Annotated in this window: 18 protein-coding genes; 10 read left to right on the top strand and 8 right to left on the bottom strand. The window is 69.1% G+C overall.

What is annotated here, in order from left to right; genetic code table 11:
* Positions 1-158: 158 nt before the first annotated feature.
* Entirely contained in the window at positions 159-2,384 is a 2,226-nt protein-coding gene (dnaA, locus tag ACFVST_RS06560; protein ID WP_390147711.1) for a chromosomal replication initiator protein DnaA, read from the bottom strand.
* Positions 2,385-2,907: 523 nt separating this feature from the next.
* Here dnaA and rpmH point away from each other — a divergent pair.
* The 9 genes from rpmH to ACFVST_RS06515 all read left to right on the top strand — a co-directional run bounded on the left by rpmH (position 2,908) and on the right by ACFVST_RS06515 (position 9,777).
* Positions 2,908-3,045 carry a 50S ribosomal protein L34 gene (gene rpmH, locus ACFVST_RS06555; protein WP_003956500.1) on the top strand — a complete coding sequence of 46 codons (138 nt, stop codon included), beginning with the start codon at positions 2,908-2,910 and terminating at the stop codon, positions 3,043-3,045.
* A 19-nt stretch (positions 3,046-3,064) separates the two neighbouring features.
* On the top strand, positions 3,065-3,436 hold the full coding sequence (gene rnpA, locus ACFVST_RS06550; protein WP_390147497.1) for a ribonuclease P protein component: 372 nt from the start codon (positions 3,065-3,067) through the stop codon (positions 3,434-3,436).
* Positions 3,433-3,792, top strand: a complete 360-nt coding sequence (gene yidD / locus ACFVST_RS06545) for a membrane protein insertion efficiency factor YidD (protein WP_390147495.1) — start codon at positions 3,433-3,435, stop codon at positions 3,790-3,792. The genes rnpA and yidD overlap by 4 nt, the downstream gene beginning before the upstream one ends.
* Before the next feature lie 3 nt (positions 3,793-3,795).
* Positions 3,796-5,124, top strand: coding sequence for a membrane protein insertase YidC (gene yidC, locus ACFVST_RS06540; RefSeq protein WP_390147493.1), 1,329 nt, complete (start codon positions 3,796-3,798; stop codon positions 5,122-5,124).
* A gap of 14 nt (positions 5,125-5,138) precedes the next feature.
* Positions 5,139-5,651 (top strand): protein jag, encoded by a 513-nt coding sequence (locus ACFVST_RS06535; RefSeq protein ID WP_390147491.1) that lies wholly within the window; start codon positions 5,139-5,141, stop codon positions 5,649-5,651.
* Between the two features lie 118 nt (positions 5,652-5,769).
* The gene (gene rsmG / locus ACFVST_RS06530; protein ID WP_390147489.1) at positions 5,770-6,486 is read left to right on the top strand and encodes a 16S rRNA (guanine(527)-N(7))-methyltransferase RsmG; all 717 of its coding nucleotides are present in this window, start codon (positions 5,770-5,772) and stop codon (positions 6,484-6,486) included.
* 269 nt (positions 6,487-6,755) lie between these two features.
* A complete protein-coding gene (locus tag ACFVST_RS06525; protein ID WP_390147709.1) occupies positions 6,756-7,850 on the top strand; it encodes a ParA family protein in 1,095 nt (364 codons plus the stop codon).
* Positions 7,847-8,989, top strand: a complete 1,143-nt coding sequence (locus tag ACFVST_RS06520) for a ParB/RepB/Spo0J family partition protein (RefSeq protein WP_390147487.1) — start codon at positions 7,847-7,849, stop codon at positions 8,987-8,989. Before ACFVST_RS06525 ends, ACFVST_RS06520 begins: the two co-directional genes overlap by 4 nt.
* A 170-nt stretch (positions 8,990-9,159) precedes the next feature.
* On the top strand, positions 9,160-9,777 hold the full coding sequence (locus tag ACFVST_RS06515; RefSeq protein WP_390147485.1) for a GNAT family N-acetyltransferase: 618 nt from the start codon (positions 9,160-9,162) through the stop codon (positions 9,775-9,777).
* A gap of 123 nt (positions 9,778-9,900) precedes the next feature.
* Here ACFVST_RS06515 and trxA read toward each other — a convergent pair whose 3' ends face one another.
* The 7 genes from trxA to ACFVST_RS06480 form a co-directional block, all read right to left on the bottom strand.
* Entirely contained in the window at positions 9,901-10,233 is a 333-nt protein-coding gene (gene trxA, locus ACFVST_RS06510; protein WP_390147483.1) for a thioredoxin, read from the bottom strand.
* 45 nt (positions 10,234-10,278) lie between these two features.
* Complete coding sequence (gene trxB / locus ACFVST_RS06505; RefSeq protein WP_390147481.1) at positions 10,279-11,244, bottom strand: thioredoxin-disulfide reductase; 966 nt, start codon at positions 11,242-11,244, stop codon at positions 10,279-10,281.
* Positions 11,245-11,413: 169 nt separating this feature from the next.
* Positions 11,414-12,355: an anti-sigma factor family protein gene (locus ACFVST_RS06500; RefSeq protein WP_390147479.1), complete on the bottom strand. Its 942-nt coding sequence runs from the start codon at positions 12,353-12,355 to the stop codon at positions 11,414-11,416.
* A complete protein-coding gene (sigM, locus tag ACFVST_RS06495) occupies positions 12,352-13,122 on the bottom strand; it encodes an RNA polymerase sigma factor SigM (protein ID WP_390147477.1) in 771 nt (256 codons plus the stop codon). Before sigM ends, ACFVST_RS06500 begins: the two co-directional genes overlap by 4 nt.
* 155 nt (positions 13,123-13,277) lie before the next feature.
* The gene (locus tag ACFVST_RS06490; protein ID WP_390147475.1) at positions 13,278-15,119 is read right to left on the bottom strand and encodes a protein kinase family protein; all 1,842 of its coding nucleotides are present in this window, start codon (positions 15,117-15,119) and stop codon (positions 13,278-13,280) included.
* Positions 15,120-15,247: 128 nt separating this feature from the next.
* A complete protein-coding gene (gene murJ / locus ACFVST_RS06485) occupies positions 15,248-17,521 on the bottom strand; it encodes a murein biosynthesis integral membrane protein MurJ (RefSeq protein ID WP_390147473.1) in 2,274 nt (757 codons plus the stop codon).
* Between the two features lie 44 nt (positions 17,522-17,565).
* Complete coding sequence (locus ACFVST_RS06480) at positions 17,566-19,956, bottom strand: DUF6049 family protein (RefSeq protein ID WP_390147471.1); 2,391 nt, start codon at positions 19,954-19,956, stop codon at positions 17,566-17,568.
* Positions 19,957-20,198: 242 nt separating this feature from the next.
* Between ACFVST_RS06480 and ACFVST_RS06475 the strand changes: the two genes are divergently transcribed.
* Positions 20,199-21,671 carry a CCA tRNA nucleotidyltransferase gene (locus ACFVST_RS06475; RefSeq protein ID WP_390147469.1) on the top strand — a complete coding sequence of 491 codons (1,473 nt, stop codon included), beginning with the start codon at positions 20,199-20,201 and terminating at the stop codon, positions 21,669-21,671.
* The last annotated feature ends 91 nt before the right edge of the window (positions 21,672-21,762 follow it).

Below are 21,762 nucleotides of genomic sequence, written 5' to 3'. Positions count from 1 at the left end.
GGAGGCCGCCGGTCGGGGTCCCGGAAGGGCGCCGGTCAGGCAGCGCGGTCCCCAAAACGCCTACGGGCGCCCGGTGTTGAGGTCACCGGGCGCCCGTAGGAGAGGCGCGAGACGAAGGCCGGGGCCGCGGTCGGACGTGCGGCCGGACGAAGGCCCTGTCAGCCGTTCTTGATGCGGTTGGTCAGCTCGGTGACCTGGTTGTAGATGGAGCGCCGCTCCGCCATCAGCGCCCGGATCTTGCGGTCCGCGTGCATCACCGTGGTGTGGTCGCGGCCGCCGAACTGCGCCCCGATCTTGGGCAGCGACAGATCGGTCAGCTCCCGGCACAGATACATGGCGATCTGGCGGGCCGTCACCAGCACCCGGCTGCGCGAGGAGCCGCACAGATCGTCCACCGTGAGCCCGAAGTAGTCCGCGGTGGACGCCATGATGGCGGTGGCGGTGATCTCCGGCGCCGCGTTCTCGCCACCCGGGATCAGATCCTTGAGGACGATCTCGGTGAGGCCCAGGTCCACCGGCTGCCGGTTGAGCGAGGCGAACGCCGTCACCCGGATCAGCGCGCCCTCCAGCTCCCGGATGTTCCGCGAGATCCGCGAGGCGATGAACTCCAGTACCTCCGGCGGGGCGTTGAGCTGCTCCTGGACCGCCTTCTTCCGGAGGATCGCGATCCGGGTCTCCAGCTCGGGGGGCTGCACATCGGTGATCAGGCCCCACTCGAAACGGTTTCGCAGCCGGTCCTCCAGCGTCACCAACTGCTTGGGCGGCCGGTCCGAGGAGAGCACGATCTGCTTGTTCGCGTTGTGCAGGGTGTTGAAGGTGTGGAAGAACTCCTCCTGCGTCGACTCCTTGTCCGCGAGGAACTGGATGTCGTCCACCAGCAGGATGTCCATCTCCCGGTACCGCTTGCGGAAGCTGTCGCCCTTGCCGTCCCGGATCGAGTTGATGAACTCGTTGGTGAACTCCTCCGAGCTGACATACCGCACCCGCGTCCCCGGGTAGAGGCTGCGCGCGTAGTGCCCGATGGCGTGCAGCAGGTGCGTCTTGCCGAGTCCGGACTCCCCGTAGATGAAGAGCGGGTTGTACGCCTTGGCCGGGGCCTCGGCGACGGCGACCGCGGCCGCGTGCGCGAAGCGGTTGGAGGCGCCGATCACAAAGGTGTCGAAGAGGTACTTCGGGTTGAGGCGGGCTGTCGGCTCGCCCGGCCCGGTAGCCGGTGCGGGCTGCGCCGCCAGCGGGCCCGGCGCTCCGCTCGGCGCGGGCAGCGGCGCCGACACCGGGCCGCCGCTGTGCACTCCGTGCCCGCCGTGTGCGCCGTGTGCGCCATGCCCCGGCCGGCCGGGCGGCATCCCGCCCCCACCCGGACCACCGGGCCCCGAACGCATCCCCCCGGGCACCGGCTCCCGCCGCTCCCCCCGCCCCTCGTACTCACCGCGGCCCTCGTAGTCAGCACGCGGCGGCTCGTACTCCCCCCGCGCCTCCCGCGGCTCGTACTCGGACCGCTGGGCCTCGTACTCCGGGCGCTGGTCGTAGTCACCGCGTTGGGGCTCGTACTCGGTGCGCTGCGGGCGGTCCTGGTCGTAGCCGCGGTCCTGGTCGTAGGCGGGGCGGCCGGGGGTGGGGCGGTCGGAGTCGTAGCCGGGGCGCTCGGCGCCGGGCGGGCGGTAGTCGTGGCGGGGCTGCTGCGGCGAGGCGTACGGATCGCGGTCCGGGAAGCTGAGCCGCGGCTGCTGCCAGTTGTACTCGTCCTGACCGGCCCCCGACCGCGGCCAGGCCCCGGGCTCGGGCCGCTGATAGGGCACCCCGCCGGCAGGCCCTCCCCCATGCTGCCCGGCCTGCCCGTGCTCCCCGGACTGCTGCGGGAACTCCGGGTAGTCCGGGTACGAGTTCTCGGAGTACCCGGAGAACTCGGGATAGGCGGGCCGGGCCGCCGGCAACTGGTCGCCGCGCTCCGCGAGTTCGGGACGGACCGGTCGGTCCGGTCGGTCGGACGGAAGCGGATGCTGGGGCGCCTGGTCCTCGCCCGCACGCCGGCCGTACCCGCCGCCCTCATAGGGCTCGCGCGTCCCCTCGTACGGGTCGCGGTCGTAAGTGTCGCGGTGTCCGCCGGGCTCGGGCGCGGGCTCCGGTCCGGGCTCGTCCGCCGAGTCGTCCACGGTGATGGCGATCCGGATCGGCCGGCCGCACTCGCGGCTCAGCGTCTCGCTGACCACCGGCGCCAGCCGCCCCTCCAACACGCCTTTGGCGAACTCGTTCGGGACCGCGAGCAGCGCCGTGTCGGCGACCAGCGCCAGCGGCTGGCAGCGGCGGATCCAGTGCTCGTCCTTCGCCTCGACGCCCTGCCCGCGCCCGTCGTCCAGTAGCTGTTCCAGAACCCGGGGCCACACTGCGGCAAGATCGGCGGGTACGTCAGCCACAGGGCACGCTCTCTCACAGGTCCCGCGAACGTGGGGTTCTTGGGATGGTCGGCATTCGTCAGGCAGGAACGAGCAGAGTTCGGCGGAACTCGGCCGGGGCGCGCGACGGAAAGGGCACGGACCGTCGCGGGGCGGGAGGAAGAATCCAGAGTCCGGCCACGGTAGTCAGCCCGACGGCCAGGGTTCAAGTTGTTGTCCACAGCCTGTGCATAGTCTCCCGTATGCGCTGGCGGACCGTGCAGCCGTGGCCCTGCCGGGTCCCCTCCGGACCTTGTCAACAGGGGCGCGGAACCTTGGTTTGACCGGATGGCGTAGCCCCACGTACCGTGGCGAGGTCGAGTTGTCGATGGCTGCTGCCGCCTGCCTCCGATGGGCAAAGATCACGCTGAGTGGTCGCGAAGCGGTGCACTCGGGCGTAAGCGAGCTACTCGTGGGCGCACGGTGACAGCCAGGCGGCACCCGCCATCCTTCGAATCATTACTGGAGCCCCCGAGTGAGCAAGCGCACCTTCCAGCCGAACAACCGTCGTCGCGCGAAGACCCACGGCTTCCGGCTGCGGATGCGCACCCGTGCCGGCCGCGCGATCCTCGCGTCCCGCCGCAGCAAGGGTCGCGCCCGCCTGTCCGCCTGAACACCCAGGTCATGACGGAGTGCTGCCTACCGAGCATCGGCTGAGGCGGCGCGAGGACTTCGCCGCCGCGGTTCGCCGAGGACGCAGGGCCGGACGCCCGCTTCTCGTCGTCCACCTACGTAGCGGTGCAACGGACCCGCACGCCCCGGGGGAGAACGCTCCCCCGTCGCGTGCGGGTTTCGTCGTGAGCAAAGCCGTGGGAAACGCAGTCGTGCGGAACACCGTGAAGCGCCGACTCCGCCACCTCATACGAGACCGATTGCCACTTCTGCCGCCCGGTAGCCTGGTAGTCGTACGAGCCCTGCCCGATGCGGGCTGTGCCGATTCCGAAAAGCTGGCCCGAGACCTGGACGCCGCACTCACACGGCTGCTGGGAGGGGGCGCGCGATGAAGTACCCGTTGCTGGCCTTGATCAAGCTGTACCAGTGGACCATCAGCCCACTGCTCGGGCCGGTGTGCAAGTACTACCCGTCGTGCTCTCGCTACGGCTACCTGGCCATCGACCGGCATGGTGCGATCAAGGGCACGGCGCTCACCGCCTGGCGTCTGCTGCGGTGCAATCCGTGGTCGCTCGGCGGTGTGGACCATGTTCCGGAGCGCAAGCGACCGCGCTGGCACGAGCTGCTGCGCAATGCCTGGCGCGAACGCAAGGGCGGGCCCTCCGCCACCGGCGAGCCCTCCGGGGACAACCCCGCCGAGACCAAGAGCCCGGTCGCCGAGACCCCGTCCCATGCTCAAGGAGCCTGATTAGTGGACACGATTGCCAGCCTCTTCAGCTTCATCACGACACCCGTGTCATGGGTGATCGTGCAGTTCCACACGCTGTTCGGGGCGATCTTCGGCCCTAACACGGGCTGGGCCTGGGGCCTGTCCATCGTGTCTCTGGTGGTGCTGATCCGTATCTGCCTGGTCCCGCTCTTCGTGAAGCAGATCAAGGCGACCCGGGCGATGCAGACGCTGCAGCCCGAGATGAAGAAGATCCAGGAGCGCTACAAGAACGACAAGCAGCGCCAGTCCGAAGAGATGATGAAGCTGTACAAGGAGTCGGGTACCAACCCGCTCTCCTCGTGCCTTCCCATCCTGGCGCAGTCGCCCTTCTTCTTCGCGCTGTACCACGTGCTCAGCGGCATCGCCAACGGCAAGACCATCGGCGTCATCGACCAGCCGCTGCTGCAGAGCGCCCAGAAGGCACATATCTTCGGCGCCCCGCTCGCCGCGAAGTTCATGGACAGCCAGGACAAGGTCGCGGCGCTCGGCGCCTCGCTGACCGACGTCCGGGTCGTGACCGCGATCATGATCCTCCTGATGTCGTTCTCGCAGTTCTACACGCAGCGCCAGTTGATGATGAAGAACGTCGACACCACGGTGAAGACGCCCTTCATGCAGCAGCAGAAGATGCTGATGTACGTCTTCCCGGTGATCTTCGCCGTCTTCGGCATCAACTTCCCCGTCGGCGTCCTCGTCTACTGGCTGACCACCAACGTGTGGACCATGGGCCAGCAGATGTACGTGATCCACAACAACCCGACGCCCGGGAGCAAGGCCCAGGCCGCCTACCTTGAGCGCCTGTACAAGCACGTCACGCACCACCGCAAGACCCGTAACCGACGCGAGAAGGCCATCGTCAAGGCCATCGTCGCCAAGGGCCGCGAGCGCAACGAGTACGAGCGAAAGTTCATCAACGGCCTGAGCAAGTCCGGTCTCGCCGCCCAGGCGGACGGGTCTGTCGTCCTCAGCGAGAACGCCACCGCGGTGGTGACCGCCGACGGCGAGGAAGACACCACCACGACTGCCGGTACTCCCAAGCGCCAGCAGCCCAAGCGCCAGAGCAAGTCCCAGCGGCACCACACCGGCGCGCAGGCCAACCCCAAGGCCAACCAGAGCCAGGGGCGCTCCAGGGCCGGCCAGTCCGCGGCACAGCCCTCGCTGAAGAAGGACGGGGGCGACGACACCCAGTCCGGTAAGAGCGAGGACAAGTCCGGTGGCAAGTCCACCCCCGCATCTGGTAACGCCCGCCAAGCCAAGTCCGGACCGCGCAAGGGCGGCCCGCAGCGGCCCAAGCACCCGTCCAAGAAGTAGAAGGAGTCCATCCAGTGAAGGAAGGCATCACCGCGCCCCCTGCCGAGGCCGGCGACACCCTCACACGCCTTGAGCAGGAGGGCGAGATTGCCGCGGACTACCTTGAGGGCCTGCTGGATATCGCCGATCTCGACGGCGATATCGATATGGACGTCGAGGCCGACCGGGCCGCGGTCTCCATCGTCAGCGACGGCGACGGCCGCGATCTGAAGAAGCTGGTCGGCCGGGACGGCGAGGTGCTGGAGGCGCTCCAGGAGCTGACCCGGCTCGCCGTGCACCGCGAGACCGGCGACCGCAGCCGTCTGATGCTGGACGTGGCCGGCTTCCGCGCCAACAAGCGTGCGGAGCTCTCCGAGATCGGCGCCGAGGCCGCCTCCGAGGCCAAGAGCAGCGGCGAGCCGGTCAAGCTCAAGCCCATGACGCCCTTCGAACGCAAGGTGGTGCACGACGCCGTCAAGGCCGCCGGGCTGCGCAGCGAGTCCGAGGGCGAGGAGCCGCAGCGCTTCGTGGTCGTCCTTCCTGCCTGACGGCACCCCCGGGTCCGGTCGCGGTCGGCGGGACCCTCAGCTTCCGGCCCCGTCTGTTCGCAGACGGGGCCGGTCTTTGTCAGCCTGACTATTCAAGCGGTACGGAAGGACGGTCCCCGTGACGGAGGCAGCGGAGCTCCCCCCAGCGCCCGAGCAAGCCCGAGCGGTGTTCGGTGAGCGTTTTGACGACGTGGTTAGCTACGGGGAACTCCTCGCCGACGCGGGAGTACGGCGCGGGCTCATCGGGCCGCGCGAGGTGCCCCGGCTCTGGGAACGGCATCTGCTGAACTGCGCGGTGCTCTCCGAAGTGGTCCCGGAAGCGGTCACCGTCTGCGATGTGGGGTCCGGTGCGGGGCTCCCGGGCATCCCGCTCGCTCTGGTCCGCCCGGACCTGAAGATCACCCTCCTTGAGCCGCTGCTGCGCCGTACCAACTTCCTCAATGAAGTCGTCGAGCTGCTGGGGCTAGACCATGTGACCGTGGTCCGCGGCCGTGCCGAGGAGGTCCTAGGCAAACTCACCCCGGTCCATGTGGTGACGGCCCGCGCAGTGGCCCCGCTCGACCGCCTGGCCTCCTGGGGCGTACCGCTGCTCCGGCCGTACGGCGAGATGCTTGCGCTCAAGGGAGACACCGCGGCCGATGAGGTGAAGGCCGCCAGCGCCGCACTCGCCAAGCTCGGTGCGGTGGAGACCTCGGTACTGCATGTCGGGGAGGGCGTGGTCGATCCCCTGTCCACCGTGGTGCGGGTGGAGGTCGGCGAGAGCCCGGGTGGAGTCCGCTTCGCCGCCAAGCGAGCCAAGGCAGCCCGGACGGGACGCACGCGCCGACGTCGCTGAGTTCTAGCCGCGTTCTACCTACCCAAGGGTGCTGTGGCCCTGTCTCCCGGAGTGTCGACGGGGTGCGCGATGCGCCGCTCGGCATCGTGTTTCACGTGAAACGTCGCTCACTGCTGAATGGCATCATCAGTCGCGCCCGCGCTGCGGCCGAGTCCCGGGACCGCAAGAACATCGGATCTCTTGGGTCATCCAAAGGAGGCGCGGAGTTGTCCACAGAGGTGGACTTTTCCACAGAAGAGCGGGCCTCGCTGGTTCGCCGCCCCAAAGGCATGGGAGGCTCTGTCTATTGCGAGCCTGAAGTCGAGGAGAGTGAATCCTTGCGGTCCGACGCCAACATCGCGGGACCGATGACCGATCCGGTCCCCGGTCCCCGTACCGAGTCCTTGGGAAGCGGCGTTTCACGTGAAACAGACGGTGTTTCACGTGAAACACCCGCACCCATGGACGACACCCCCATCGGTCGCGCTGCCCAACTTGCGGTGGATGCTCTGGGCCGGGCCGGCGAAGGCTTGCCACGACCGGAGCAGACCCGCGTCATGGTGGTGGCCAATCAGAAGGGCGGGGTCGGTAAGACCACGACCACGGTCAATCTTGCGGCCTCACTGGCCCTCCATGGCGGGCGGGTGCTCGTCGTCGACCTCGACCCCCAGGGCAACGCTTCCACCGCGCTGGGCATCGACCATCACGCCGAAGTCCCCTCCATCTACGACGTGTTGGTGGAGAGCAAGCCCCTCTCGGATGTGGTGCAACCCGTCCCGGATGTCGAGGGACTCTTCTGCGCTCCGGCCACCATCGATCTCGCCGGTGCGGAGATTGAGTTGGTGTCACTGGTCGCACGCGAGAGCCGACTCCAGCGCGCGATCCAGTCCTACGAACAGCCCTTGGACTACGTCCTCATCGACTGCCCACCATCCCTGGGCCTGTTGACGGTCAATGCCCTGGTTGCCGGAGCCGAGGTCCTGATCCCCATTCAGTGCGAGTACTACGCCCTGGAGGGACTGGGCCAACTCCTGCGCAACGTGGACCTGGTGCGCGGACACCTCAACCCGCATCTGCATATCTCCACGATCCTGCTCACCATGTACGACGGCCGGACCCGCCTCGCCTCCCAGGTGGCGGACGAGGTGCGGAACCACTTCGGTGAGGAGGTCCTCCGCACGAGCATCCCGCGCTCTGTGCGGATCTCCGAGGCCCCGAGTTACGGCCAGACAGTGCTGACCTACGATCCTGGATCGAGCGGTGCACTGTCCTACCTGGAGGCGGCGCGCGAGATCGCGTTGCGGGGATCGGCAATGTACTACGCGCAGCACGCACATCCCGGTGCGGGCAGCGACCAGCAGAACTTGGCGGAGGGGATCCAGTGAGCGAACGACGGCGAGGACTGGGGCGCGGCCTCGGTGCTCTCATTCCTCCGGCACCCAGTCCCGAGAAGGCGACGCATTCCTCGGCCGGGAACAGCACATCGGCCGCCGGTGTCTCGTCGCCCGCCCGCTCCAACGACCGCGGTATCGCGGCGGCCAAGGTCGCCACCCTCCCCAAGAGCACCGTCTCCCCGGAGGCCACGACACCGGCCGAGTCGGGCAAGGGCGTCGGGGAAGCAGGAGCGAGGACGGGAGGGCATACCCAGGAGGAGGCACTTCCGACACCTGCCGGGGCCTACTTCGCCGAAGTCCCCTTGAACGCCATCTCACGCAACCCGCGCCAGCCGCGTGAGGTCTTCGACGAGGACGCCCTCGCCGAACTCGTCACCTCCATCAAGGAAGTTGGCCTCCTCCAGCCTGTCGTGGTGCGGCAGGCCGGCCCTGGGAGCTATGAGCTCATCATGGGTGAGCGGCGCTTCCGTGCCTGCCGTGAGGCCGGCCTGGAGAGCATCCCCGCCATCGTGCGAGCCACAGAGGACGAGAAGCTCCTCCTGGACGCCTTGCTGGAGAACCTCCACCGGGCCCAGCTGAACCCGCTGGAAGAGGCGGCCGCCTACGACCAGCTCCTCCAGGACTTCAACTGCACCCACGACCAGTTGGCCGACCGTATCGGGCGTTCCCGCCCCCAGGTCACCAATACGCTGCGGCTGCTGAAGCTCTCCTCCAAGGTGCAGAGCAGGGTTGCCGCGGGCGTCCTCTCCGCGGGCCACGCTCGGGCGCTGCTCGCTGTGGAGGACCCGGAGGAGCAGGCACGGCTGGCCCACCGGATCGTCGCTGAGGGCCTCTCGGTGCGTTCCGTGGAGGAGATCGTCAACCTCATGGGCTCGCGTCCGCAGAACGCCTCCCGCACCAAGCGCCCGCGGGCCGGGGGCCGTGTCTCGCCGGCTCTCAGCGGCCTTGCCACTCGGCTCTCGGACCGCTTCGAGACTCGGGTCAAGGTGGACCTGGGGCAGAAGAAGGGCAAGATCGTCGTCGAGTTCGCCTCCATGGACGACCTGGAACGCATCCTGGGCACTCTCGCTCCTGGCGAGGGCCCGGTGCTTCAGAAGGGCGGCGGCGAGGACAGCGAGGACAAGGCCTGACCTTCCGTCGGCCCTTAGCGGAAGCTGGCAGCAGCAAGGCATGAGCGGGACGTTGTCCGGTTGCGTACCGGATCACGGCCCGCTCTTTGCTTTCACGCGGTACTGATGGATTCCCATCGTGGATACGATGCGAGCAGACAAGGCGCATGGGAAGTGAGGGATCTGCCTTCATGGGGCGTCGGCTCGTACCGCTCACCTTGGACAACCTTCCGGACCTCCCCAAGCGGTGCCGTGAGTGTGTCTTCTGGGAGCTTGACCCCGTCAGTGGTGAGGCTGCGATCAGGGCGGGGACACCGCAGTTCGAGAAGGAGGCCTGGATCTCCGCCGTCCTCCTGGACTGGGGATCCTGCGGCCGCGTGGTCTATGTGGACGATGTACCGGTCGGCTTTGTCGTCTACGCGCCCCCGGCCTATGTGCCGCGCTCCATGGCCTTCCCCACCAGTCCGGTCTCCCCGGACGCGGTCCAACTGATGACGGCCTGGACCATGCCCGGGTACCAGGGGCAGGGGCTGGGGCGGGTGATGGTGCAGACGGTTGCCAAGGACCTGCTACGGCGCGGCTTCAAAGCCATCGAAGCCTTCGGTGACGCCCGGTGGAAGGAGCCCGCCTGCCTGCTCCCCGCCGACCACCTACTGGCCGTCGGCTTCAAGACCGTACGGCCACACCCTGCTTATCCCCGGCTTCGCTTGGAGCTGCGGACCACGCTCTCCTGGAAGGAGGACGTGGAGCTGGCCATCGACCGGCTCCTTGGAGCGGTCCAGAAGGAACCCGCACTGCGTCCTCTTTAGGAACTGGCGTCACAGGAAACGACCAACGGGCCGACCCTGGTGAGGGTCGGCCCGTTGGTGTTTCACGTGAAACAGCGCGTTTCACGTGAAACAGCGGTCTTCCAAGAACGGCGGCTCGGCCGTTCACTCAGCGATGAAGTCCTCAAGGTCGCGCACAATGGCGGCCTTCGGCTTCGCACCGACGATGGTCTTGGCGACCTCGCCGGCCTGGTAGACATTCAGGGTCGGGATGGACATGACCCCGTACTTGGCGGCGATCGCCGGGTTCTCGTCGATGTTGAGCTTGACGACCTCCAGCTTGTCGCCGTACTCCGCCGCAATCGCCTCCAGAGAGGGGGCGATCTGACGGCACGGGCCGCACCAGGCGGCCCAGAAGTCCACCAGAACAGGCTTGTCGCTCTTCAGTACGTCCTGCTCGAACGAATCGTCGGTCACATTCTTCAGGGTGCCGGCCACGGCGGGCTCCTTCACTCGTTACTGCTTGGGGGATGGGGTGGGTGGTCAGGCGGTCGCGGCTGCGGCCGCGGTGTCGCTGTCGGCGAGCGCGGCGAGGAAGCGCTCCGCGTCGAGCGCCGCAGAGCAGCCGGTGCCGGCCGCGCTGATCGCCTGGCGGTAGGTGTGGTCGACCACATCGCCGGCGGCGAAGACACCGGTGAGGTTGGTCTTGGTCGACGGGGCTTCGACCTTCAGATAGCCCTCGTCGTCCAGGTCGAGCTGACCCTTGAAGAGTTCGGTCCGCGGGTCGTGGCCGATGGCGATGAAGAGCCCGGTCACCGGAAGCAACTCGGTGGCGCCGGTCTTCAGATTGCGCAGCACCAGACCGGACAGCTTCTGGTCGCCCTGGATCTCGGCGACCTCGCTGTCCCAGACGAACTTGATCTTCGGGTCGGCGAAGGCCCGCTCCTGCATGGCCTTGGAGGCACGCAGCGAGTCACGGCGGTGCACGACCGTCACGGACTTGGCGAACCGGGAGAGGAACGTGGCCTCCTCCATCGCGGTGTCGCCGCCGCCGATCACCGCGATGTCCTGGTCCTTGAAGAAGAACCCGTCACACGTGGCGCACCAGGAGACACCGCGGCCGGAGAGCTTGTCCTCGTTGGGCAGCCCCAGCTTCCGGTGCTGGGAGCCAGTGGTGACGATGACCGTCTTGGCCTCATGGACCGTGCCTGCTGTGTCGGTGACCTTCTTGATCTCGCCGCTGAGGTCGACCGAGACGATGTCGTCCGGGATCAGCTCCGCCCCGAAGCGCTCGGCCTGGGCGCGCATGTTGTCCATGAGCTCCGGGCCCATGATGCCGTCCTGGAAGCCGGGGAAGTTCTCCACATCGGTGGTGTTCATGAGCGCACCGCCGGCAGTGACGGCGCCCTCGAACACCAGCGGCTTGAGCGACGCGCGCGCGGTGTAGAGCGCCGCCGTGTAGCCGGCGGGCCCGGAGCCGATGATGATCACGTTTCGGACGTCGGTCACGGCTTGATTCCTCGTCTCTGGCGGCTGCTGCGTACTGCTGCAAGGGAGCGGTCTTCGGACTCTCACCCCACCCAACGGATCCTACGGGGCCCGCATTCCCGACGTGTCCGAGCCCACGCGGGCACGACATTGAGCGGGACGAGGATCGGGCAAGGTGAGGGCGCAGTCCTCAGTGGCGGGGGTAGCTCCGCGCCAGCAGAACCGTACCGGGAGGGGCGGGCCGCTCGTGCACACAGGCGGCGTCGACGACATAGGCCGAGACCTGGGTGTTGTCCGTCGCATGTGGCAGGACCACAAGATAGGCGTCGGAGCCCTCGTACACGCCTTGTTCGGCGGCGAGGGGGGACTCGCTGCGGCCGATGCCGCGCGCGATGCAGGCCGGTATCCGGACCGCGGTGTCGGCGCCGTCTGTCTCGCGCAGTTGGTGGTTGCCCGACGGGGTGTCCTTGCCGGACTGCATCAGGGACGGCTTCGGGGCCGCGGAGCCGGACTCGGTCCGCGGGGCGTTCTCGCTCAGCAAGGTGCTGACGCGGCCCTCCAGCCCATCCTTGGAGAAGCTGCCAGCCGTTGAAGCGGAGTGACGCGCGGAGGCATCGGCCGGGCCCGGGGAGTCACCGTCGAGGGACTGGAGCAGCAGGCCGCCGAGACCGATGGCGGCGGCGGTGAAGACCGCGCTGAGGGCGATCGTCCTACGACGGCGATACCGGCGGCTTCGTCCGGGGCCGGTCGCTGCCCTGGGATGTCCCGCCGGTCGATCGGGTGCCGAGGACGAGCCGACCCCACCAGACCCGGCGGTGGTTATCGAAGGGCTTTGTGTTTCACGTGAAACGCGAGCCGTTTCACGTGAAACGTCGCCCGCCTCGCGGCTGGTCTCGTCGGCGAGTGCGGCGTCGATTCGGGCAGCGACATCCTCCGGCATCGGACCTGGATCCGGCAGACTGCCCAGCAGTCCCTGGATGGCAAGCAACGAGGCATGAACCTCGGCGCACTCCGCGCAGTCGTCCAGATGCTGCTCCACCTCTTCGGCGCGGGTGGAGGTGAGTATGCCCTCGGTGAGATCGGAGATCTCGTCCATCTCGGGGTGCCCGGCCGTGTCGGTCGTGGCTGTCATGCGCGCCCACCTCCGCCCTTCACGGCTGCTGGATCGATCGGTTCCACGCCCGAAGGCCGACCTCCGGGAGTCTCTGCGGGTGGGACGGATGCTTTGCGCCTCTGGTTCCTTCCCTCCTTGACTGTTGGGGATTCAGCTTCGGGCTTCCGGCTTTCCCGCCCTGGGCCGCCGACGGAATCCGGAGCCTCGGTGCTGTCGGCACGGAGATGGGAGACAAGCGGCAGGAGCCTCGCCCGCCCACGGGCGCAACGGCTCTTCACCGTCCCCGGCGCTACGTCGAGGATCTGCGCTGCCTCGGCCACCGGATAGCCCTGCATATCGACGAGGACGAGCGCGGCACTCTGCTCCGGCGGCAACGTCCCCAAGGCGTCGATGAGTTGGCGGTGCAGATCGCCGCGTTCGGCCGGCGCTGAGGCGGCCTCGTGCGGCTCCAGGAGCTGCTCCAGCCGCTCGGTGTCCTCGACGGGGGACGTCCGTCGGGAGGCGGCCTTGCGGGCCCGGTCGAGGCAGGCGTTGACGGTGATCCGATGGAGCCAGGTGGTCACGGCGGACTGGCCGCGGAAGGTGTGGGCCGCACGGTAGGCGGAGACCAGAGCGTCCTGGACGGCGTCAGCGGCCTCTTCGCGGTCCCCCAGCGTTCGCAGGGCCACCGCCCAGAGCCGGTCACGGTGGCGTCTGACAAGCTCACCGAAGGCGTCAGGATCGCCGTCGACGTGGCGGGAGAGGAGATCCTGGTCGGAACCTCCTGTGGTCTCCTCCGCGCCCACCGTGCCCCCTACGCCTCTTCGGGCCGATCAGACTATAGGCGGCCCCCCACCCTGTAAACAGCGCGATCACCCCCCTGGGAGCCCGCCGACCGGTGCCTCCCAGGCCCGACCGAAGCCCCTGGAGTCCGGACTCCAGGGGCTTCGGTCGGGCGTTATCAGGAGGGCGTGCCGCGAAACTTCAGTTCGGAGATCCCACCGCGGTACCAGCCGGAGGTGGTGTCCGGCGGCAGCGAGGAGATGTGCACCAGGACATAGCGAGTCCGTACCGGCTTGTCGAGGTCCTTGTGGAGCTGCTGCCCGGCGGTGGAGAGCGGAGTCAGCCGGTGCGGGAAGTCGCTGAGCGCCGCCGGGGCCGAAGCGCTCTCACCCGCGGCCAGCACCTCCACCTTCTGGCCGCCGCGGTAGAGGAAGACATCGACGCCGGAGAGGTCCTGCACCTTGCCCAGATCGACGATGATGCCGCTGCCCTCCTTGCGGCTGGGCAGGTTGCCGAAGTTCGGGAAGCCCTTGTAGTGCGGCGTCACCCAGGCGGTTTCCGACTTGCCGTCGATGGCCAGCGGCACCTGGTCCTCCTGGACGCCCGGCCCGTTGGGTGCGAATTCCTTGGCCGAGGCGATCTTCAGTTGCTTGCCGGCTCCGGGACGGTTCTTGTCGCTGCCGTTCTCGGTCTGCGAGGTGCCGGTGTCGCCGGGCTTCTTGCCGCGGTCCATCAACGCCGTCGCCAACTGCCAGCTCCCCAGGCCGAGTGCGGCGATCAGCAGCGCCGACACCCCCCACTTCAGGATCCGGCCGGTACGGCCCTGCAGCGGGGCCGGAGGCGGAACCACCGGAGGGACGACCGGGGCGTTGGCGCCCGGCCGACCGTAGTTGCCCTGCTGGTAGGTGGTGCGCTGGTACTCGGGCGGTGCGGTGAAGGTGGGCTCCGCGGGCCGGATGCGCGGCATCTCCGCGATGGCCTTCACCAGGTCGTCCGGGGTGGTGCACGGCGGATCCTGGCGGGAGGCGGTGGCACCGTCGTTGACCAGAGCCCGCATGGCCAACTCGGACAGTCCGCGGTGGACTCCGGCACGGACCTGGTCGGGGGCGATCAGCCCGACGTCCTTGGGCAGACCGGAGAGCCCGTACGCGTCGTCCTCGTAGGGCCAGCGCTGGGTCAGGGTGGCGTAGAGGAGGGCGCCGATGGCCTCGGTGTCCGTGCGCTGCGGTGCGTCGGAGGTGATGCCGCGCAGGGCCGCGCTGACGGCGAGGCCGCGGATGCGCCACTGGCCGGTGGAGGTCCGCAGTACCGCGCTCGGTGTGAGCTGGAGGTGCGCCAGCCCTTCGCGGTGCGCGGCCGCCATCGCCTGGGAGAGCTGGGTGACCATCTGGTACGCGTCATGCACTTCGAGCGGCCCGGCGGCGAGCAGTGCGGTCAGTTCGACCGCGTCCGGCAGCCACTCATGGACGACATAGACGAGGTTGTTCTCCTCGACCGCGTCCAGTACCTGTACGAAGCGCAGGTCGCCCAGGAGCGCCGAGGCGCGGGCGGCGGCCAGGACAGAGCGGGCGCGCGGGTGGTCGGCCGCCAGCAGATGGACGCCGACGGCGCGGCGGAGCTTTTCGTCGACGGCGCGCCAACTGCTGAAGCCGTCGAGGCGGGTGATGCACTCCTCCAGCCGGTAGCGCCCGGCGAGCTTATGGCCGCTGTGCAGCTCCGGCGGGGTCCGGGTGGCCGCGGAGGCGGCTCTGGCGCCGGCGCCGTTGACGGGTGAGGCGGATACGGCGCTGGAGGCGGGCTCCCCGGCGGGAGCGTCGTCACCGGTGGCTGAATCGGAGTCCGGGGCAGCGGCTGAAGAGGCTGCGGCCGTGTGCTCCACCTCCGTGGTTCTCGCGTCCGCAGTGCTCTGGTCCCGGGTCTGGTCCACCCCGTCGGCCGTGGCCCCGCCCGCTTCCGCGGTCAGCGATTCCTCACCGCTGGTGTCTGCCACGTCGACGGCAGCCGTGCTCCGTTCCGCCACCGTCGTTCCTGCCTCCCCATTCATCGCACTCCATACGAGGCCAAAGCCAATTGTGCCCAAAGTCCACCGCTCTGCACGACACGTGGCGGGCCGCGATGGTTGTGCGGGGTTTCCCTGCCGGCTGTAGATCAGCGCCCGAGCTTGCTGCGGACCATACCGACCAGCGCGTTCAGTTCCTGGATCCGCATCCTGCGGGCGGCCACATAGAAGACGACCAGCAGTGCGGCACCGCCGAAGACCAGTGCGGCCAGACCGCCGAGGGCGCCGTTGCCCAGGACCTTCAACAGCGCGTACCCCACACCACCGCCGACAATCGCGGCTGGCAGCGAGGCGCCGATGAGCCGGGAGTAGGTGCGCAGCACATGCGGGCCGTCCAGGTCGCCGAGGCGCCGCTGCAACCGCCCCCAGGCGACGCCGACACCCACCAGGTACGCCAGCCCGTACGAGGCGCCCATGCCGACCACGGCCCAGCGGGCGGGCAGTACCAGGAAGCAGATCGCGGAGCCCGCCGCGTTGGTGCCGGCCACGATGACCGTGTTGTAGAAGGGCGTGCGGGTGTCCTCGAAGGCGTAGAAGCCGCGCAGCACCACGTACTGCACCGAGTACGGGATGAGGCCCAGGCCGAAGGCCATCAGGACGTAGCCGATGTTGCGGGCGCCCTCCGCGCCGGAGCCCGCGTACAGCAGCACGGTGATGGGGACGCCGAGGGCGAGGAAGGCGAAGGCGGCGGGCACGATGGCGACGGCCGAGGTGCGCAGCCCGTAGGAGATGTCGTCGCGGACGGCTGCGGTGTCGCCGTCGTGGGCGGCGCGGGAGATCCGGGGCAGCACCGCGGTCATCACCGAGACCGTGATGATGGCCTGCGGCATCTGCCACAGCAGCAGGGCGAAGTTGAAGGCGGTGATACCGGTGCCGGTGTAGCCCTGCTTCTCGGCGACGGAGCCGGACCAGGTGGCGAGCTGGGTGACGACGATCATGCCCGCCTGGTTGGCGAGGACGAAGAGGAAGGTCCACTTGGCGAGACCGGCCGCCTTGCCCAGGCCGTGGCCGCGCCAGTCGAAGCGGAACCGCAGGTTGAATCCGGTCTCCCGCAGATACGGCACCATCGCCAGCGCCTGCACGGTGAGGCCGAGCAGGGTGCCGATGCCGAGGAGCCGCACACCTTCCGGGGTGATGTTGTCGGCGCTCACCCCGGAGCTGGTGAAGCTGCCGAAGGCCCAGATGAAGGCGCCGAAGGTGGTGATGACCACGATGTTGTTGAGGACCGGGGTCCACATCATCGCGCCGAAGCGGCCGCGGGCGTTGAGGATCTGCCCGAGCACCACATGGATGCCCATGAAGAACATGGTCGGCAGGCAGTAGCGGGCGAAGGCGACGGCCACCTCCATCCGCTCCGGATGGGAGGCGACCGAGCTGTCCATCATGCGGATGAAGAGCGGCGCGGCGAGTACGCAGACGATGGTCACGGCCGCCATCAGCGTCATGACCAGGGTGAGCAGCCGGTTGGCGTACGCCTCGCCACCGTCGTCGTCGTTCTTCATGGCCCGCACCAACTGCGGTACGAAGACCGCGTTGAGCGCGCCGCCGCCGACCAGGACGTAGATCATCGTCGGCAGGGTGTTGGCGACCTGGTAGCTGTCGTTGAGGGTGCCGACGCCGATGGCGGCGGCCATGATCAGGGTGCGCAGGAAGCCGGTGACGCGGGACACGATGGTGCCGGCCGCCATCACCGCGCTCGACTTCAGCAGGCCGGAGGCCTTGCCACCGGAGGTGGCGGGCTGTGCGGGCGCCGGGGCGGTCGCCGCCGCGGCGGGGGCGGCCGGCGGCGCCATCGTGGGCTCCGCCGGCGGGCGCGCACCGCCGACCTGCTGGTCGCGGTAGAGATGGGCGAAGGCGTCCTGCCCGCCCTGCTGCTGTCCGCCGTCCCGGCTCATCATGTCGTCCACGCCGACGAACTGCGTGGTGCGCTCGTCGTCGCCGTACGGGAGGTGGCGGGTGGGGCCGTCCGGCTCGGGTGGCGGGGTGTGCGCCCAGATCCGCGGGTCGGGGGGCTGCTGGGTGCTGGGCGGCTGGGCGTAGAGCGGCTGCGGCGCGGGCTGGCTGCCGGGGGGCGGCGGGGGGTGCGCGGCCTGGTCGTAGAGCGCCTCGGCCACCGGGTCCTGAGCGTCAAGGTCCTGCGCGCGATACGGGTCCTGCGCATAGGCGTCCTGCAGATACGGATCCGGGGCGTCACGCGCGTACGGGTCCTGGACGTGCCCGTCCTCGGGGTGGGGGGACCGCGGGTGGTGGGGGCCGTCGGCTGTCGACTGCGGGGGCACCTGGCCGGTCTCGGGTGTGCCGGGTGGCGGACCCGGCGGGGAGGCACCTGCCCTCTGACGGTCACCGTCGTACGGCGCGTTCATGGATACCCCACCTCATCGTCCCGGCCCGGCGGCCATGGCTTCGCTCAACGGTCCACTCTCTCACCCGGTCCGGACGGCCCCGCGCTTTCCGGGGCGGTGTCCGCTGCCTCGTCACTCGGCTGCACGGGCGTGGCGTCGCCCTCGGCCACCGGCTCCCGCTCCGCCGCGGCGCCGTCCGTCGAGTCGGGGGAGTCGGCGGTCTCGGGGCTCTCGGCGTTCTCCGTGGCCGCCCGTCGGGCCGCCGCCCGCTTGCGCTGGGTGTACATACGGAAGCCGGCCAGCACCAGCAGCAGTACGCCGCCCGCGATGACGAGCATCACCGTCGGCGTGACCTCGTTGACGTCCACCGTGAAGCTGACGGGCTTCCCGTACGGGCGGCCGTCGTCCGTGTAGAGCTGCGCCAGCACCTCCACCGGGCCGTTGGCGTTGGCGTTGGTGGTGAACTTGAGGGACTGGCTGTGGCCGCTGGAGACCAGTACCGGCTTCTCGTCGTACGGGCCATCGCCGATCTTGAGGCGGGTCGGCTTGGTGGAGGTCAGCCGGAGTGTGAGGTGGTCGACGCCTTGCAGCAGGTTGTTCTGCACGGTGACCGGGATGGTGGCGCTGCGGCCGGAGAGCTTGGTCTCCGACTTCTGGATGAGCCCGACGCCCGAGGTCAGCACCGCGAGATAGTCCGAGACGCCCTTCCGGAACTGCCTCGCCTCGCTGGTGCGGCCGCGCCAGGAGGTGGACATCTCGCGGTCCATGGCCCGACCGAACGGAGTGATCACCCGCGAGGAGTCGGCGAGGATCCCCTGGAAGCGGTTCAGCTTGTCCTGCTTCCGCTTGATGGCGTCGAAGGCCCTCCGCGGCAGCTCATGCCGTCGCAGCGACGCCGGGTAGTCGCGCGAGGAGGGGACGCGGGTGGTGGCTCGCGGGTCCGGGCTTGCCTTGGCGGCGGCCGTCAGATCCTGTGCCTGCGACCAGCCGCTGTCCTGCAGTGCCCGTACCGCCTCCGCCATGGTCTGCGCCTGGCTGGCGGTGGGCATCCGCTGCGGGGCGACGACGATGCTGCGCTGCTTGCCCGGGTCCTGGGCGTTGATCATCAGGGACTGCGCCAGGAAGTTCTGGATGGCGAGGGTGGAGTTCTCGGCGCGCGTCATATCGCCGCTGAAGGCGGTCGACATCGGGGCGTCGGCCACCACCGCCGTGGTCCCCCCGCCGATCGGCCGGGCCGCGGTCGGGGTGTAGGAGAGGCCGCCGTGCTCGGGGAAGGAGTCGCTGCGGGCGATGATCGTGTCGGCGCCGGCCGAGGTGGCGACGTCCACCACGGACGGGTCGAGGGCACCCTCGGCAGGCCAGGCGAAGTTGGTGGCCGCCTTGGTGTGCAGGATCGTCTCGACCGTCATGGCCGCCACATCGGTGGCGTCCTTGAGGTGGCTGATGGACCCGGTGACATTCCTGCCGGTGTGGGCCAGCGAGGCCAGATCCGGATCGGCGAACGGCAGGGCCACCACCTTGGAGCCGGCCACGGCCTTCTCCACGTCGTCCAGCCACTGGGCGGCGGCCTTCTGGCCGCGGCCCGGGACCGCTTTTCCGTCCGGCCCCTTGATCAGGTAGCTGCCGGTCATGGCGTTGACCGAGGCGAGCAGGTCCGGGTCGACGACCCAGGTGACGTCCAGGCTCTTGCCGAGGGAGAGCATCTGGTTGAGGCGGCCGCCCGGGGCGATCTCCTTGGCGAGGTCGTCGTTGCGGAACATTGGCGTCTGCTGCTCGCCGGTGCCGGTCTCCGCGGTGACATGGCTGGAGGAGATCAGCGGCCACAGCACGGTGGTCTTGGTGCGGGTCTCGGCGGCTTCGGACTGGTACGGCAGCAGGGTGCGCTCAAAGCCGAGCATCTGCTGCCAGGGCTGGGACGAGGTCCGGCCGGCGAGGCCGACGCCCAGCGGGTACACGCCGTCCTCGCCGAGTTTCAGCTTGTCCACCGGCACGGACAGCTTGAAGTGCTGGGTGACGCCGGGAGCGAGCCGGGAGAACTTCTGGGTGGCCGAGGAGCCGCTGACCGCGTTGCCGTCCACGCCCGGCAGATAGCCGCTGCGTCTGTTCACATCGTCGATCGCGGACCGGCCGTGCAACGCGGAACCGAGCCGCAGGCCCAACTCCGCGCTGTTGACCGCATGTCGGCTCTTGTTGGTGGCGGTCCCGGTGACGGTGAGGGTGTCGCCGTCCTCCGGGATGTCCGGCGAGAGGGAGTCCAGCGAGACGTCGACGGTGTGCGAGCCGACCGCATCGGACTGGGCGGCGACCGGCCGTACGTTCACGGGGGCCGTGGCGGCGGCGGGGAGTTGCAGCAGCCCGGCCAGCAGCGGGGCACCGGCGAGTGCGGTGCCGGTGCGCCGGAGCCATCGACGGGCGGGCGAGGCACTCGTCCTCTGGTGATCTGCCGCCTCGGCCACGCGCTCGCCCGTCCTCGTCGTCGTCAGTGGTCGTCAGTCGTCGTCAGGTGATGCCTGCGATGTCGGTACTCGTTGGTGTTGCGTCCACGCATGGTAACGAGGGTCGCTGTGCCTGAGTGCCGCGCGCTGTGCCACCGGATCGGACTACCGGGTTGGGGCAGGGTACCGGTCCCGCGGTGGGCCGGATTCCAGGGGCCGGTGGGGGCGGGACGAGTGCGCGGTGCCACGTACCCTTTCCTGTTGTGCCGAACGCCAACGAAGACAATCCCCGTGCCCTGAGTCAGGCGCAGCAGCGTGCGGTCAGCGAGCTGCTGCGGGTCTCCCCTGTCGCGGACGAACTGGCCCGCCGGTTCCAGGAGGCGGGGTTCTCCCTCGCCCTGGTCGGCGGATCGGTCCGGGACGCGCTGCTGGGACGGCTGGGCAATGACCTGGACTTCACCACGGATGCCCGCCCGGAGGAGGTCCTGAAGATCGTGCGGCCCTGGGCCGACGCGGTCTGGGAGGTGGGCATCGCCTTCGGCACCGTCGGCTGCCAGAAGTCGGGCCGGGTCGGCGACGGAGAGCAGACCTTCGAGATCGAGATCACCACCTACCGCTCCGAGGCCTACGACCGCACCTCCCGCAAGCCCGAGGTCTCCTACGGCGACTCCATCGAAGACGACCTGGTCCGGCGGGACTTCACCGTCAACGCCATGGCGGTGGCCCTGCCGCAGAAGGAGTTCGTGGATCCGCACGGAGGGCTGGACGACCTCGCTGAGGGCGTGCTGCGCACCCCGGGCACGCCCGAGGCCTCGTTCTCCGATGATCCGCTGCGGATGATGCGGGCGGCGCGCTTCGCCGCCCAGTTGGACTTCGAAGTGGCGCCCGAAGTGCTGGCCGCGATGGAGGAGATGGCCGGGCGGATCGAGATCGTCTCCGCGGAGCGCGTACGCGATGAGCTCAACAAGCTGATCCTCTCCGCCCATTCCCGCAAGGGCCTCAGCCTGCTGGTGGACACCGGGCTTGCCGAGTACGTCCTGCCGGAGCTGCCGGCGCTGCGGCTGGAGCGGGATGAGCACCACCGGCACAAGGACGTCTATGAGCACTCGTTGATCGTGCTGGAGCAGGCCATCGAGCTGGAGGAGGAGGGGCCGGATCTGACGCTTCGGCTGGCCGCGCTGCTCCATGACATCGGCAAGCCGAGGACGCGGCGCTTCGAGAAGGACGGCCGGGTCTCCTTCCACCACCATGAGGTGGTCGGCGCCAAGATGACCAAGAAGCGGATGACCGCGCTCAAGTACTCCAATGAGCTGGTGAAGGATGTGGCGCGGCTGGTCGAGCTGCATCTGCGCTTCCATGGGTACGGCACCGGGGAGTGGACCGACTCGGCGGTCCGCCGCTATGTACGGGACGCCGGCCCGCTGCTGATCCGGCTGCACAAGCTGACCCGTTCCGACTGCACCACCCGCAACAAGCGGCGGGCCAACGCCCTTTCACGGGCCTACGACGGTCTGGAGGAGCGGATCGCGCGCCTCCAGGAGCAGGAGGAGCTGGACTCGATCCGCCCGGATCTCGACGGCAACCAGATCATGGCCGCGCTGGATGTCGGCCCTGGACCGGTGGTGGGGCAGGCGTACAAGTTCCTGCTGGAGCTGCGGTTGGAGAACGGGCCGATGGGCCAGGAAGAGGCCGAGGCCGCGCTCAAGGAGTGGTGGGCTACGCAGAGCCAGTCGTAGCGGCTCGACAGCAGTACGAGGGCCCGTGTTTCACGTGAAACACGGGCCCTCGTGGTGACCGGGGAACGCACCGGGGGCGGGGGTTGGTCTT

Source organism: Streptomyces sp. NPDC058045, assembly GCF_042885635.1.
Lineage (GTDB): Bacteria > Actinomycetota > Actinomycetes > Streptomycetales > Streptomycetaceae > Streptomyces.
This window is presented reverse-complemented; position numbering and strand designations above follow the sequence as displayed.